Raw genomic sequence first — 13341 nt, 5'->3', positions numbered from 1 at the left:
GATGCAGCGGCGCTGCCGGCCTATTTCCAGCGGGCCAGATCGGCGTGGTCTGCGCTGCGCGGCTCGATCCAGTGCCAGCCATCGGCGCGCAATTCGCGTTTCCAGAACCAGGCGTCGGATTTGAGGTGATCCATGGCGAAATCGACCGCCTCTATCGCGTCGCGCCGATGGCGCGCACCGGCGGCGACCAGCACGATCGGATCGCCGGGCTGCATCACGCCGACGCGATGGATGATCAGCAATCCTTCCAGATCGAAGCGCGCCAGCGTTTGTTCGGCCAACCCCTCCATCCCCGGCAGGGTGAGCGGTTCGTAATGGCTGAGTTCGAGCGCCTGGGTGCCATCAGTCGGCCGAACCCGGCCCACGAAGCTGGCGATGCCGCCGGCCTGCGGCATGGTACCTTCCAGCGCGGTCAGCTCTGCGGCAGGATCGAAAGATTGTGAGGAGAGCCGGACGATCACCATCGGCCTAGCCCCCGCTGACCGGGGGCAACAGCGCCAGTTCATCGCCGCTGCGGGCAATCAGTGTGGTCTTGTCCGCCAGCACCGCGCCGTTCAGCGCCAGCCGGATTTTTGGGCCAGTGGCAGCCTCTGCCAGGGCAGCGGGCAACAGCGCCAGCAGGCCGGGCCAGTCGATCTGCGCTGCATCACCCAGCGGAACCGCCAGTTCGGGCGTGCCGGCAAGATCGGCCAGCCGGCCGAGCAGGATCAGTCTGGCGGCCATGGGATCAGCCGCCCGTCAGCGACATATGGCGCGGCTGGGTTGGTGCGGCGCCTTCGGCGATTTCGAAATGATGGCGTTCGGGTTTGATCCGCATCGCTTCATCCAGCGCTTCCGCAAGCATTTGATCGGGCGCATCAGACCGCAGTGCCGCGCGCAGATCGACCTGCTCGGCCCCGCCCAAACAGGCATAAAGCTGGCCGGTGGCGGTAACGCGGATGCGGTTGCAGCCGGCGCAGAAATTGTTGGTCAACGGGGTGATGAAACCCAGCCGCCCACCGGTTTCGGCAATATCGACGAAGCGCGCGGGGCCGCCCGAACGGTGCGGACTGTCGGTCAGCGTCCAGCGCGCGTCCAGCGCATCGCGGATGGCAGTGAGCGGCAGATAATGATCGGTACGATCGCCATCCACCTCCCCCAGCGGCATGACCTCTATCAGGGTCATTTCATGGCCGTGGCGGTGGGCCCATTCGACCAGCGCGGGGATTTCTTCCTGATTGAGGTTCTTGAGCGCGACGGTGTTGATCTTGACCGCGATGCCGGCCTGGCTGGCGGCGGCGATGCCTTCCAGCACCTGGGCCAGCCGATCGCGCCGGCTGAGATGGGTGAAGAGGCCGGGGTTGAGCGTGTCGAGCGAGACATTGATGCGCCGCACGCCGGCGGCCGCCAGATCATCGGCGAATTCGGCCAGCCGCGTGCCATTGGTGGTGAGGGTCAGTTCATCCAGCCCATCGCCGATCCGTCGGCCGAGCGCCTGCACCAGTTCGATCACATCGCGCCGGACCAGCGGTTCGCCACCGGTCAGGCGAATCTTGCGGATTCCGCGATCGATGAAGGCGATGGCCAGCCGGTGCAGTTCTTCCAGGCTCAGCACATCCTTGCGCGGCAGGAATTCCATCCGTTCGGGCATGCAATAGCTGCAGCGCAGATCGCACCGATCCGTCACCGACAGGCGCAGATAGGTGATCCGCCGATTGAAGGCGTCGACCAGGGGTGAACAGCTCATCCGACCATCATGCAGGACTATCGGACAAATTGCCATCCACACCCAGCAATTGCCCGGTAATGCCCGGTGCGCCGGACAGCCAGGTCAACGTTTGCTGAATGGCCGCCTGATCATCGCCGATGATGGCATTGACCCGCCGATCGGGTGCGGCGGCGCGGGCCAGTTCCTGCACGACGGCCAGCCGCCAGCCCTGATGCGCGCGTTCCGCCGGGGGCAGGATAAGCACCAGCGATTCGACATCGCCCAGCAAGTCGCGCGCCTGGGGGAGGTAGCGGGCGTGAAAATCCGCCGCGGCATCCAGCGGGGCGACCGGCAGATCGGTGATTTCCAGCTGTGTCTGCATCGCGTGAAGCCTGTCAGCGACGATCGCGCGTCAGGGTGATGCCGATCAGTTCCTGTTCCACGCTCAGCGCCAGCTTGACAATCTTGACCGTCACCGCCTCCACCCGTTCATCCTGCGCGAACAGCGTGTCGCACACATGATCGGCCACCGCCTCGATCAGTTTGAAGTGCACGCCATCGGGCAGAGCCTCAGACGCGGCGAACTTCAGATCCATGTAGTTCTTGCTGGCATCGAGCGGCGTATCGGCCGTGTAATGCGCGATCGGCTTCATCGTCACCTGAATGGTGAAGCGCAGCGGCTGCGGCTTGCCGGTTTCTTCCGAATAAATGCCGGTGTGCACCATGTGCACGAAGTCCGCAATTTCCAGCGTCAGGCTGTCAGCCATGATAACTCCCGTCGAATATCGCAGCGCCAGTGGCAGTGCGCCCGGCGAATGTCCACAAGTTGAAGGCAAATGGCCCGGATCAGGAAAATTCGTCTGGAACCCGCACCGGTCCGGTTGATCGGTTGCAGAGCCCGATATGCGCAGGCATAGGCAAAAAACAAGACACGGGCCAGTGTCCGCAGTCAGGGATGGAATTCAGACAGATGTCACGGAAGATGCCGGCCGGGGCGATCACCGCCATGCGACTGGGTTTGCTCGCGGGTGGCCTGCCGCTGCTGTCCGGCTGCGTGATGGCTGTGGCCGTTCCGGCCCTGACCGGCGCCAGCTACGTCTCCGAACGCAAGCACAGATACGCCCCAACCGTGGCTGCGGCATCCTCTGCCGATGCAGGATTGGCCAGCAGCAACGCCGCAACGCCAGTGACGGCGCAGGCAGACATGGCCGACCAGGCCCTGATCCCGCCAGGCGATAATGCCGACACCGCCCCCGCACCCGCCATCGCCAGCGCCGATGACAGCGTGGTGAGCACCACGGGCAATCCGGCCCTGATTACGCCGAGCCGCGATGACACCGCTGTAACGGCTCCTGCGCCGAGCGCGACCGGCAGCGTGGCGAGCACCACCGTCAGCCCCGCGCTGGCCCCGCCACGTCGCGATGACACGGCCCCGGCAGTTCCCGCTCCGAGCGCTACCGACAACGTGGCGGACACCACGGTCAGCCCTGCCCTCGCCCTGCCGAGCAGCGATGATACCGCCCCGGCAACTCCCGCACCGAGCGCCAAAAACAGCGTCGCGAGCAGCATGGGCGATCTGGCCCTGATCCCGCCGAGCGGTGTAGCCGAAGCTGGCCCAGCCATCCCTGCCCCCAGCGCGGAAGGCGGCGTGGTGGGTACCATGGCCAACCCCGCGTTCATCCCGCCGAGCGATGTGGCCGAAACCGGCCCGGCCATCCCCGCCCCCGCCGCCAATGGCCGTGTGGTGGGCACAGTGGCCAATCCGGCATTCATCCCGCCGAACAAGCATGCCGCGGCCGGCCCAGCCATTCCTGCACCCGGCGCAGACGGCGGCGTGGTGAGCACCACGGTCGATTCCGCCTTCATCCCGCCGAGCGATGTGGTCGAAACCGGCTCAGCCATGCCCGCCCCCGCCGTCGGTGGCAGCGTGGTCAGGACCGTGGCCAACCCGGCCTATCAGTCCGGCAGCGCCGTACCGGCCACGGGCAGCGAGTTGGCCCCGGTCGCGCGGGCGGATACCCCATCCCAGGACGTTCCGGCAGCGCTGGCCATGCCAGGGCGGACGTCTCCGCAAAGGCGGATGGAAGGCCCGGCGGGCGACTGGTACGATTTCGTCACCTTCGCCTTGCGTCGCGCCGATGCGCGCAAACGGGGCGAGGCCGTCAGTTCCGTGATCCTGAGCACGGAAAGCGCGTTCAGCCTGAAGCCCGAATATCCCATCTGCCAGGCGCGGGACAACGCAGTGCTGATCGATCTGGATCGCGGATCAGGATCGCTGTTGCCCGGTGTTGAAACCGTACCGGCCACTGGATTGGCCCATGCGCTGTCCCGGTTGCGCAGTGCAGAGGTGGTGGTGTTGTGGGTTTCGAGCCTGCATGGCAACAACATCATCGAGGTTGGCGATGCGCTGCGCAAATCCGGGCTGGACCCGGCCGGGCGCGATCCGATCCTGCTGGCCAGGAACGATGGCGAGCGCAAACAGATGCTGCGTGTCCAGGCGAATGAGGATGTCTGCGTGATTGCCATGGCCGGCGACCAGCGTTCCGATTTCGACGAATTGTTCGATTTCCTGCAGAACCCGGGCGAGCGAACTCCGCTGGATTCGATGATCGGCAATGGCTGGTTCCTGGCCCCGCCGCCGCTGGGCCTGCTGGGCCAGGAAGGGCGGTGAAGATGAGCGGGCCGGTCAGTGGGTTAATCACTGGTCCGATAGCCCGGCGCGATGTGATCGGCGGCCTTGGCTGGGCCGGTCTGGCGGTGGCAGGCAGCATGGCCCTGCCCCGTCTGGCCGCAGCGGTTGAAACGGACGCGGTGCCCGGCGATGTGACCGCCGCCAATGATTTCGACGAGTTGTGGGGCACGCTGGCGAGCAATTACTGCTTCTTCGGCGAGAAGCGCACCGATTGGGACAAGGTCCGCGCGCTTTACCGCCCCCAGGCGCTGGCCGCGCAATCGATCGAGGAATTTACCGGGGTGGTCCATGCGGTGCTGGGCGAACTCTATGACATTCACACCCATCTGAAACAGACCGCCGACGGCGCGCCACGCTGGCCGTTGTTTGATCTGATGGGCGAATGGCACGATGGCTCGGCCCGGATCATCTCCGTAGCCGAAGACAGCGCCGCCGCCCGCGCCGCCATCCGGCCCGGCGACGAGATCGTGGATGTCGATGGTGTGAGTATCGCCACCGCCACCCTGGCCAGGCGGCCCCGCTGCCTGACCGAGCCGCATCGGGAAGCGAATGATTATGCGCTGAACTGCGTGCTGGCCGGCCACCGCGCCCGCCCGCGCCAGATGCTGATCCACCGGCCCGGCCAGGGGAGCCGGATGGTCGACCTGCCCCTGAGTAATCCTGCTGCGGGGGCGGATTCACCCGCCGATGTCGAATGGCGCGGGCTGGATGATAATCTGGGCTATATCGCCATTCGCAGTTTTGCCGACGATGCCGTGGTGGCGGCATTTGACGCGGCGCTGCTGGCGCTGCGCGACACGCGCGGGCTGATCATCGATGTGCGCAACAATGGCGGCGGAGACACCGCCGTCGCGCGCCCGATCATGGGGCGTTTCATCACCGAACGGCTGCCCTATGCCCGCATGCGCCGGCGCAGCGGTGATGGCGACCGGCGGGCGCTGACCGCAGCCTGGACCGAATATGTCGATCCCACCGGCCCCTTCACCTATACCAGGCCGGTGGTGGTGCTGACCAATTACTGGAGCGCGAGCATGGCGGAAGGCTTTCCCATGGGCATGCGCGGGATCGGCCGGGCGAAGGTGGTCGGCACCCCGATGATGGCGCTGGGCGCGGCCGTGTTCGACCTGCGGCTGAACCGCACCGGGGTGGATGCGCAATATTCGGCCGAGCCGGTATATGACGTGCGGGATCAACCCCGCTGGACGATGCGCCCCGATGTGGAGGTGGCGACGGAAGCCGATGTTCTGGCCGAAGGGATCAGGGTGGTGAGCCAGATGGCGAACGGTTGATCCGGATTGTCGCACGGTCGAGGTCGATCATACTCAAGGATTGATCGGAAGCCGCCCCAAGCAGGGGATCAGCAATGCCTGAACAATCTGCTGCCGATACCGACCAGCCGGCGGCGGCATTCGACAGCACGCAATCCGATCATCGCCTCGTCTCCCCTTCCCGCCCGTTCAGGCTGATAGCCTTTTCCGCTCAATCCCCTTCGAGATCGGCCAGTTGGCTATCGGGAAACAGCGCCTCGATGAAGCCGAACTTGGTCATGTCGGTGATGCGCTGGGGATAGAGCACGCCGTTCAGATGATCGAATTCATGCTGGAACACCCGCGCGTGGAAGCCCTCTGCCTCCCGCGTTATCGGGCTGCCGTCTTCCAGCGTTCCGCCATAGCGGATGCTGGTGGCGCGGGGGACGAGGCCGCGCATGCCGGGGACCGACAGGCACCCTTCCCAGCCCTCTTCCGTCTCGTCGGTCAGGATCTCGATCCACGGGTTGATCAGCGTCGTCACCGGCACCGGCGGCATATCGGGATAGCGGGGATTGGCGTTGAAGCCGAAGATCATCAGCCGCAGATCGATGCCTACCTGCGGGGCGGCCAGGCCCACGCCCTTGGCGTGGTGCATGGTTTCATACATGTCGGCGATCATGATCTGCAGCTCCGGATCATGAATATCCGCCACCGGCTGCGCCACGCGCAGCAGCCGGGGATCGCCCATTTTCAGTATTTCGCGGATCATGGCGTGCTCCGTCGTTAAAGCCGGGGGTGGCCAGAGTGCCGGATCAACCCTCGTTGTGCCAGCGGGCGAAGATCGCGGTGGGCAGCAGGCGCGCCTCCCCATCCGGGCCGTCTTCGCGCACGGCCAGATCGCCATGTTCGATGGTGCCGGGCAGATCGGCGAAATGTTCGGCCAGCAGGCCCGCCAGCGCCAGGCTGCTCATCCGCACCGCATAGACGGTCAGGAACAGGAAGCGGCTGTCGCTGTCGAGCAATTGGCGGCAATCGGCGATCAGCGGCGGCAGGCCCTCTTCCAGGCGCCACACCTCTCCATCGGGACCACGCCCGAATTTGGGCGGATCGAGGATGATCCCGTCATAACGCTTCTGACGCCGCACTTCGCGCGCGGTGAACTTGCCGGCGTCATCGATCAGCCAGCGCACCGGGCGATCGGTCATGCCCGAGGTTTCGGCATTTACCCGCGCCTGGGCGACCGATTTCTTGCTGGCATCGACATGGGTGACCGTGCCGCGATCGCTGAGCGCCAGCGAACCGACGCCGGTGTAGCCGAACAGGTTGAGCGTGGCGGAATCGGGCGCGAGTTGGCCGCGCATCCAGTCCCACACCGGCGCCATGTCCGGGAAGAAGCCGAGGTGGCGGAAAGGGGTGCATTGCGCGGTGAAGCGCACATCGCGCCAGGCCAGCGGCCAGCCATCGGCCGGAACGGGGCGATCGAACAACCAGCGCCCGCCGCCGTCTTCATCCGAACCGGGCACGAATTCGCCATCTGCCCGCCATTCGGCCAGACGGGGGCGCCACAAGGCCTGGGGTTCGGGGCGGATGAAGCGATATGGGCCGTAGCGTTCAAGCTTGCGCCCGTCGCCGCTGTCCACCAAGCCGTAATCATCCCAGCTTTCGCCGAGCATCAGCTGTGGCTGGGCGCTCAACCGTGCCATATCGCGCCCCTGTGCCGTTGCGCCATCATGCTGACGGCGTCGCATGCTCCGCGACATAGGCGGCGACGGCTTCATAGGTGCCGGGCAGTTCGACGAAGCGTTCTTCGCGTTCCATCAGATTGCCGACCCGATTGGGCAGCGAGGGGCGCAGGCCGGTGGCACGTTCCACCGCGTCACGGAACTTGGCCGGATGCGCGGTGGCCAGCGTGACGACCGGCACATGTGCGGGCAGATCCGCTGCGCGTGCGGCGTGCAGGCCGATTGCGGTGTGCGGATCGATCACTTCGCCATAATGTTCGTGCGCCCAAGCCATCGCCCGGGCGGTTTCATTGGCATCCGCGCGCGCGCTGGAGAACAGCGAGGCGGCCCCTTCGCGCTGCGCATTGGTGAGCTGCATCGCCTTGCTGGCTTCGAAACCGCGCATCTGTTGGGCCATGGCCGCCCCGTCGCGCCCGCCGACATCGAACAGCAGGCGTTCGAAGTTCGAACTGACCTGGATATCCATCGAAGGGGCCGCCGTCGGGGTGACGGTGCCGGCCGAATAATCGCCATTGGCCAGCGCGCGGTGGAGAATATCGTTGATGTTGGTGGCGACGATCAGCCGTTCGATCGGCAGGCCCATTTGGGCGGCGACATAACCCGCAAACACATCGCCGAAATTGCCGGTCGGCACGGCAAAGGCCACGCGACGTTCGGGCGCGCCGAGTTGCAGGGCGGCGGCGAAGTAATAGACGACCTGGGCCATGAGGCGGGCCCAGTTGATCGAATTGACGGCGCCGATGCGGAACCGGGCGGTCATGTCCTTGTCCCCGAACATCCGCTTCACCATCGCCTGGGCATCATCGAAGCTGCCGTCGATGGCGATGTTGTGGACATTGGGCGCCAGCACCGTGGTCATCTGCCGACGCTGCACATCGCTGACCCGGCCCCTGGGATGGAGCATGAAGATATCGACATTGTCGCGCCCCGCGACGGCGTCGATCGCGGCAGAACCGGTATCACCGCTGGTGGCGCCGACGATCGTGAGCCGCTGATCCCGGCGGGCGAGGAAGGTTTCGAACAGCCGGCCGAGCAACTGCAACGCCACATCCTTGAACGCCAGCGTCGGGCCGTGGAACAGTTCGAGCAGCCATTGCTGCTGATCGAACTGACGCAGCGGGGTGACGGCGGCATGGGCGAAGCGGCCATAGGCGCCTTCGCACAATTCGCGCAGCTCCGCCTCGCTCAGGCTGCTCCCGACGAAGGGCTGCATCACCCGCACGGCCAGTTCCACATAGGACAGGCCTGCCATGGCGGCGATTTCCGCTTCGCTGAAACGCGGCCATTCGCGCGGCAGATAGAGCCCGCCGTCGGAGGCGAGACCGGCCAGGGTGACAGCTTCGAAATCGAGAGCGGGCGCAGCGCCGCGAGTGGAGATATATTCCATCTGCCAGCGGTTAGCGACGGTTGGCCCGGCGGGCAAGAATTCCGCGCGTCTCAACCTGTGGTGACGGACATTTCCCGGTCACCCGTATCCCGGATGCCATTTTCCAGACTGTCCTTCAGCTGCAGCAGCCCGGCAGCGGCACCTTGCGCGTGCGGCGCGATCCAGCGGCGGTGGATGGCCTGGATCGGCATGGCATCGAGATGATTGTAGCGTTCGCGCCCCTTGCGCACCGGCACCACCAGCCCCGCCCGTTCAAGCACCTTGAGATGCTGCATCACTGTACATCGATCCAGATCAGGCAGCGTGGCGCACAATTGCCCGGTCGTCAGCGGGCGCAGGCTGAGTTCGTCGCAGATCGCGCGGCGGGTGCGGTTGCCCAGCGCGCGGAACACCAGATCCAGATCATCTTCATCCGTTGACATGTTATATTTTTATAACATAATTTGGCACAATTCAAGGACGGGCCAGAGGAGCAGGACAGAATGGAACTGAAGTTCAGAGTCGCCGCACGGATCGCCCGCCCGGTGGAGCAGGTGTTCGAAGCGGTCGCCAATCCCGACCAGCTGTCGCAATATTTCACCACCGGCGGCGCGCAGGGCCGGCTGGAAGCGGGCGCCATGGTCAGCTGGGACTTCCACGATTTTCCCGGCGCCTTCCCCGTCTTTGTGACCGAGGTGGTGCCCAATGAGCGGATCGTGCTGCAATGGGATGCCACAGAGGGCGAATCGCCCAATGTCGAGGGCGGCGAGCTGAACCCGGTGGAATATCGCACCACGGTGACCATGCTGTTCAAACCGCTGGAAGACGGCCGCACGCTGGTCGAGATCGCCGAAGAAGGCTGGCGCGAAACCCAGGGTGCGCTGCAATCATCCTATGGCAATTGCCAGGGCTGGTCGCAGATGCTGTGCGCGCTGAAGGTGTGGATCGAGCATGGCATCAATCTGCGCGCGGATATGTATCGGTAGTTCCGCCGAGACGCTGGCGCTTCGCCTGATCTCCGATTCACGCCGTCATGCCGGAGTTGATCCGGCATCCATGTGGCCATCGCCGCAGATCAGACGAAGGATCTCCGGGGTAGCGACGCTGGGGCGCAGTGTTGCGAGCCTTCTTGCCATCCGTGCGTGACGAGGGATGGATGCCGGATCAAGTCCGGCATGACGAGGTTCGGTGGTCGACGGCCGGTCTATGCCTGGCCCTTGCGCGCCTTCTGCACCAAGGCGATGGCGTAGATGACCAGCGCGGTGACCGCGAACAGGAACCATTGCACGGCGTAGGACATGTGGTTGTTCGGCAGATCGGCCGGATCCGGGCGGGCCAGCTGTTCGAGCCCGGCCTGTGCCGGTTCCGCGACCAGGCGCACCTCTTCCCCCGCAGGCGCGATGAAGCCGCCGACCGTGCCCCCCGTCCACTCTGGGCTGGCTGGATCGCGCGACCAGCCCAAGGCGATGGGGGCCTTTGCGCCATTGGGGAGCTGGCAGCGGGCGACATGCGCCCAACCGCTTTCCCCCCGTGCAGAACGGCCGGCGATGGCTTCGAACCCCAGCACACGAACACAGGCCAGGCTGGTGTGACGGTAGAGCCGTTCTTCCTGTTCCTGCGCATTGCGCGGCCAGGCGGCATCTTGGGGCAGGGTCTGCGCGGCGGCGTAACGATTCAGCAGCGCCGCCTTCCACTCCGATCGCTGCAATTGCCACACGCCCAGAGCGATCATGATCGCGACGGCAATCAGCACGAAGATGGTGGGCAGAACCGGGATTTTCAGCGGCTGGCGCATTGTGCTTGCTCCGCAGGCTGGCCTGCACATGAAGAGGGCGGCTTCCTTTGAGGAAAGCCGCCCGCCTCTAAACCTTACTCTGTCGGCACGACCGGGGCCGGGCCGATGGGGCTGCCAGCGATCAGTGGATCGCCGCGCCCCAACCGCCCCAGATGTAGACGGTCACGAAGAGGAACAGCCACACCACGTCGACGAAGTGCCAGTACCAGGCCGCAGCTTCGAAACCGAAGTGCTGACGCGGGGTGAAGTGGCCCTTGTTCAGGCGGACCAGGCACACGATCAGGAAGATCGTGCCGATGATCACGTGGAAGCCGTGGAAGCCGGTCGCCATGTAGAAGGCCGAGCTGTAGGTGTTGCCACCGAAGCCGAACGGCGCATGCATATATTCATAGGCCTGGATGAAGCTGAACAGCACGCCCAGTGCGATCGTCAGCCACAGGCCGGTCTTGGCCGAATCGCGGTCACCATGGATCAGCGAGTGGTGCGACCAGGTCAGCGTGGTGCCGGAGCACAGCAGGATCAGCGTGTTGAGCAGCGGCAGGCCGAAGGGATCCATGACCGCTTCGATCGCCTTGGGCGGGAACTGGCCGCCGACGACATCGGCATATTGTTCCAGCGCATTGGGGAACAGGGCGAAATCGAAGAATGCCCAGAACCAGCCGACGAAGAACATCACTTCCGACGCGATGAACAGAATCATCGCATAACGCAGGTGCAGCTGCACGACGGGCGTATGATCACCTGCCTGCGCTTCCTTCGTGATGTTCGAAAACCAGCTGAAGAACGCGGCAATCAGGCCGGCCACGCCGAGCCCGGTGACGAAGTGCCCATAGGGCATTTCGTGCATGTACAGCACCATGCCGCTGGTGAACACCAGCGCCGACATCGACATGATGAACGGCCAGATGTCGGTCGGCAAAATATGATAATCGTGGTTCTTGGCGCCAGCCATGTGCTCTCGTCCTGATCCTTACCTTGCGCTGCCCTTAATGGGGCCTTTCGCATTGGTCCAGTGGTTAGGAACCGGCTTTCTTCGCCGGATGGAATGTGTAGCTGAGCGTGATCTGCTCAACATCTTTCATGTTGGGATCGTCCAGCGCGGCCGGATCGACGTAATACAGCACCGGCATGTCCACCGTCTGGCCCGGTTCCAGCGTCTGTTCGGTAAAGCAGAAGCATTGAATCTTCTGGAAATACCGCCCTGCCTGTTCCGGTTCCACATTGAAGGTGGCGTTACCGGTGACCGGGACGCTCGACAGATTGGTCGCCTGATAGACGGCGATATCACGCTGCCCGAACTGGACCGTATCCGTCACCTGCAAGGGCTTGAACTGCCACGGCATATTGCGTGCGACCGAGGCATCGAAACGGATCGACACCTTCTTCGCCCCGGCGCTGCGCCCCATGCGTTCGGCCAGGCTGGCCTGCTGTTCGGTGGCGCGCTGGGTGGTGCCGCCAAAACCGGTGACCTGGCAGAACAGGCGATAGAGCGGCACAGCCGCGAAGCCGAGCGCCAGCATGCCACAGGCGGCCAGCAGCGAAATCAGCCCGATGCGCAGATTGCGCCGCTGCAGATTCGCGTCCGCCTGCATGATCACATCCTCACGATGGTGATGGCGTAGAACAGGAATGCGAAACCGGCCAGGATCAGGCCCAGCGCGATGTTGCGGGATTTGCGGGCCTTTTCCAGCGCGCGCTGTTCTTCCGGTGTCATGGTCAGGTTCCCCGGCATTGGTGGCTCAGTCCCTTAATGGCTAAGGATAAGTCGGTCCGCGACCAGAGCCGCAAACAAGGCGAAAAGATAGAAGACCGAATAGGCGAATAACCGCTTTTCCGGCCGCATCGTGTCATCCGGCCCTTCCCGGCGAAACGCCACCGGGACGGACAGGGCCACGAAAACCGCGTTCAGCGCCAACGCGGCAATGCCGTAGATGGCGCCCGTTTCCCCGATCAGCCAGGGCGCGACCGCGATGGGTACCAGCAGCACGGCATAGATCAGGATCTGCCGCCGGGTCGAAACCTCGCCCGCGACGACTGGCATCATCGGAATGCCGACCTTGGCATAATCGGTCTTCACGAACAGCGCGAGCGCCCAGAAATGCGGCGGCGTCCAGGTGAAGATGATCGCAAACAGCAGCACCGGCATCAGCGTGACATCGCCCGTAACCGCAACCCAGCCGATCAGCGGCGGAAAGGCACCCGCCCCACCGCCGATGACGATATTCTGCGGCGTGCGCGGCTTGAGCCAGACGGTGTAGATGACCGAGTAATAGAAAATCGACAGCGCCAGAATGCCGGCGGCGAGCCAGTGGATCGCCAGCCCCATCACGCCGACCGAGACGGCCGAGAGAACCACGCCGAAATCGCGGGCATCCTCGCGCCGCATCTTGCCCTGCGGCAGCGGGCGCTTGGCCGTCCGCTTCATCCCGGCGTCGATATCGGCTTCCCACCACTGGTTCAGCGCCGCCGCCCCGCCTGCGCCCAGCGCGATGCAGAGAATGGCGGTAAAGCCGAGCACGGGATGGATGTGGCCGGGCGCCGCCAGCAGGCCGCACAGGCCGGTGAAGACCACCAGGCTCATGACCCGTGGCTTCGTCAGCGCGTAGAAATCGCGCCAATCGGCGGGCAAAGGTGTGACACTGACCGGGGACATGGCGTTGGCGCTATAGGTCAGCGTGCGGGCAGATGGAAGGGGCGGCTGGGGCAATGCTGCCCTGCCCGCCCCTTGAGCGAACAATTGCTGTGCGATGGTGGTGCACTTGCCACAGGCCGCCGATGCGGGGCCGACAAAGCAAAAGGCCGGCGGGTT

At 64.8% G+C, this 13341-nt stretch carries 17 protein-coding genes; 3 read left to right on the top strand and 14 right to left on the bottom strand.

What is annotated here, in order from left to right; all coding sequences use genetic code 11:
* Positions 1-20 precede the first annotated feature (20 nt).
* Genes GRI97_RS11745 through GRI97_RS11725 form a run of 5 tightly spaced genes read right to left on the bottom strand, consistent with a single transcriptional unit; the run spans position 21 to position 2454 of the window.
* A complete protein-coding gene (locus tag GRI97_RS11745) occupies positions 21-464 on the bottom strand; it encodes a molybdenum cofactor biosynthesis protein MoaE (RefSeq protein WP_161391363.1) in 444 nt (147 codons plus the stop codon).
* Between the two features lie 4 nt (positions 465-468).
* A complete protein-coding gene (locus GRI97_RS11740; protein WP_161391362.1) occupies positions 469-723 on the bottom strand; it encodes a MoaD/ThiS family protein in 255 nt (84 codons plus the stop codon).
* Positions 724-727: 4 nt separating this feature from the next.
* Positions 728-1726, bottom strand: a complete 999-nt coding sequence (gene moaA, locus GRI97_RS11735; protein ID WP_161391361.1) for a GTP 3',8-cyclase MoaA — start codon at positions 1724-1726, stop codon at positions 728-730.
* 7 nt (positions 1727-1733) lie between these two features.
* Positions 1734-2069 (bottom strand): Rossmann fold domain-containing protein, encoded by a 336-nt coding sequence (locus tag GRI97_RS11730; RefSeq protein WP_161391360.1) that lies wholly within the window; start codon positions 2067-2069, stop codon positions 1734-1736.
* 13 nt (positions 2070-2082) lie between these two features.
* Complete coding sequence (locus GRI97_RS11725; RefSeq protein ID WP_161391359.1) at positions 2083-2454, bottom strand: dihydroneopterin aldolase; 372 nt, start codon at positions 2452-2454, stop codon at positions 2083-2085.
* 203 nt (positions 2455-2657) lie between these two features.
* Between GRI97_RS11725 and GRI97_RS11720 the strand changes: the two genes are divergently transcribed.
* Both GRI97_RS11720 and GRI97_RS11715 read left to right on the top strand, forming a co-directional pair.
* Entirely contained in the window at positions 2658-4358 is a 1701-nt protein-coding gene (locus GRI97_RS11720; protein ID WP_161391358.1) for a hypothetical protein, read from the top strand.
* Between the two features lie 2 nt (positions 4359-4360).
* The gene (locus tag GRI97_RS11715) at positions 4361-5668 is read left to right on the top strand and encodes a S41 family peptidase (protein WP_235917778.1); all 1308 of its coding nucleotides are present in this window, start codon (positions 4361-4363) and stop codon (positions 5666-5668) included.
* Positions 5669-5858: 190 nt separating this feature from the next.
* On the opposite strand, the gene def is transcribed toward GRI97_RS11715, so the two are convergent.
* From def to GRI97_RS11695, 4 genes are read right to left on the bottom strand one after another with little or no spacing between them, the layout of a single operon-like run.
* Positions 5859-6398: a peptide deformylase gene (gene def / locus GRI97_RS11710; protein ID WP_161391357.1), complete on the bottom strand. Its 540-nt coding sequence runs from the start codon at positions 6396-6398 to the stop codon at positions 5859-5861.
* Positions 6399-6441: 43 nt separating this feature from the next.
* Positions 6442-7332 (bottom strand): class I SAM-dependent methyltransferase, encoded by an 891-nt coding sequence (locus tag GRI97_RS11705; protein ID WP_161391356.1) that lies wholly within the window; start codon positions 7330-7332, stop codon positions 6442-6444.
* A 25-nt stretch (positions 7333-7357) separates the two neighbouring features.
* Entirely contained in the window at positions 7358-8758 is a 1401-nt protein-coding gene (thrC, locus tag GRI97_RS11700; protein ID WP_161391355.1) for a threonine synthase, read from the bottom strand.
* A 50-nt stretch (positions 8759-8808) separates the two neighbouring features.
* Positions 8809-9180, bottom strand: coding sequence for an ArsR/SmtB family transcription factor (locus tag GRI97_RS11695; protein ID WP_161391354.1), 372 nt, complete (start codon positions 9178-9180; stop codon positions 8809-8811).
* A gap of 60 nt (positions 9181-9240) precedes the next feature.
* Between GRI97_RS11695 and GRI97_RS11690 the strand changes: the two genes are divergently transcribed.
* On the top strand, positions 9241-9723 hold the full coding sequence (locus GRI97_RS11690; protein WP_161391353.1) for an SRPBCC family protein: 483 nt from the start codon (positions 9241-9243) through the stop codon (positions 9721-9723).
* Positions 9724-9941: 218 nt separating this feature from the next.
* Here GRI97_RS11690 and GRI97_RS11685 read toward each other — a convergent pair whose 3' ends face one another.
* From GRI97_RS11685 to GRI97_RS11670, 5 genes are all read right to left on the bottom strand, one after another.
* Entirely contained in the window at positions 9942-10532 is a 591-nt protein-coding gene (locus GRI97_RS11685) for an SURF1 family protein (RefSeq protein WP_161391352.1), read from the bottom strand.
* 121 nt (positions 10533-10653) lie between these two features.
* The gene (locus tag GRI97_RS11680) at positions 10654-11484 is read right to left on the bottom strand and encodes a cytochrome c oxidase subunit 3 (RefSeq protein WP_161391351.1); all 831 of its coding nucleotides are present in this window, start codon (positions 11482-11484) and stop codon (positions 10654-10656) included.
* A gap of 64 nt (positions 11485-11548) precedes the next feature.
* Complete coding sequence (locus GRI97_RS11675; protein WP_161391350.1) at positions 11549-12124, bottom strand: cytochrome c oxidase assembly protein; 576 nt, start codon at positions 12122-12124, stop codon at positions 11549-11551.
* A gap of 2 nt (positions 12125-12126) precedes the next feature.
* Entirely contained in the window at positions 12127-12264 is a 138-nt protein-coding gene (locus tag GRI97_RS18430; RefSeq protein ID WP_202392773.1) for a hypothetical protein, read from the bottom strand.
* A gap of 15 nt (positions 12265-12279) precedes the next feature.
* Positions 12280-13185, bottom strand: coding sequence for a heme o synthase (locus GRI97_RS11670; RefSeq protein ID WP_161391755.1), 906 nt, complete (start codon positions 13183-13185; stop codon positions 12280-12282).
* Positions 13186-13341 lie beyond the last annotated feature (156 nt).

Origin of the sequence: Croceibacterium xixiisoli (genome assembly GCF_009827305.1) — a bacterium.
Taxonomy (GTDB): Bacteria; Pseudomonadota; Alphaproteobacteria; order Sphingomonadales; family Sphingomonadaceae; genus Croceibacterium_C; species Croceibacterium_C xixiisoli.
The sequence above is the reverse complement of the archived record's forward strand: the minus strand, read 5'-3'. Positions and strand labels throughout refer to the sequence as shown.

What these genes read in the sequence shown, in the direction of transcription:
- GRI97_RS11720 (WP_161391358.1), top strand. Translation starts at nt 2,658, where the DNA reads ATGTCACGGAAGATGCCGGCCGGGGCGATCACCGCCATGCGACTGGGT.
- GRI97_RS11740 (WP_161391362.1), bottom strand. Translation starts at nt 723, where the DNA reads ATGGCCGCCAGACTGATCCTGCTCGGCCGGCTGGCCGATCTTGCCGGC.
- GRI97_RS18430 (WP_202392773.1), bottom strand. Translation starts at nt 12,264, where the DNA reads ATGCCGGGGAACCTGACCATGACACCGGAAGAACAGCGCGCGCTGGAA.
- GRI97_RS11745 (WP_161391363.1), bottom strand. Translation starts at nt 464, where the DNA reads ATGGTGATCGTCCGGCTCTCCTCACAATCTTTCGATCCTGCCGCAGAG.
- GRI97_RS11695 (WP_161391354.1), bottom strand. Translation starts at nt 9,180, where the DNA reads ATGTCAACGGATGAAGATGATCTGGATCTGGTGTTCCGCGCGCTGGGC.
- GRI97_RS11725 (WP_161391359.1), bottom strand. Translation starts at nt 2,454, where the DNA reads ATGGCTGACAGCCTGACGCTGGAAATTGCGGACTTCGTGCACATGGTG.
- GRI97_RS11675 (WP_161391350.1), bottom strand. Translation starts at nt 12,124, where the DNA reads ATGCAGGCGGACGCGAATCTGCAGCGGCGCAATCTGCGCATCGGGCTG.
- GRI97_RS11715 (WP_235917778.1), top strand. Translation starts at nt 4,361, where the DNA reads ATGAGCGGGCCGGTCAGTGGGTTAATCACTGGTCCGATAGCCCGGCGC.
- GRI97_RS11670 (WP_161391755.1), bottom strand. Translation starts at nt 13,185, where the DNA reads ATGTCCCCGGTCAGTGTCACACCTTTGCCCGCCGATTGGCGCGATTTC.
- GRI97_RS11730 (WP_161391360.1), bottom strand. Translation starts at nt 2,069, where the DNA reads ATGCAGACACAGCTGGAAATCACCGATCTGCCGGTCGCCCCGCTGGAT.
- GRI97_RS11705 (WP_161391356.1), bottom strand. Translation starts at nt 7,332, where the DNA reads ATGGCACGGTTGAGCGCCCAGCCACAGCTGATGCTCGGCGAAAGCTGG.
- GRI97_RS11680 (WP_161391351.1), bottom strand. Translation starts at nt 11,484, where the DNA reads ATGGCTGGCGCCAAGAACCACGATTATCATATTTTGCCGACCGACATC.
- def (WP_161391357.1), bottom strand. Translation starts at nt 6,398, where the DNA reads ATGATCCGCGAAATACTGAAAATGGGCGATCCCCGGCTGCTGCGCGTG.
- GRI97_RS11685 (WP_161391352.1), bottom strand. Translation starts at nt 10,532, where the DNA reads ATGCGCCAGCCGCTGAAAATCCCGGTTCTGCCCACCATCTTCGTGCTG.
- thrC (WP_161391355.1), bottom strand. Translation starts at nt 8,758, where the DNA reads ATGGAATATATCTCCACTCGCGGCGCTGCGCCCGCTCTCGATTTCGAA.
- GRI97_RS11690 (WP_161391353.1), top strand. Translation starts at nt 9,241, where the DNA reads ATGGAACTGAAGTTCAGAGTCGCCGCACGGATCGCCCGCCCGGTGGAG.
- moaA (WP_161391361.1), bottom strand. Translation starts at nt 1,726, where the DNA reads ATGAGCTGTTCACCCCTGGTCGACGCCTTCAATCGGCGGATCACCTAT.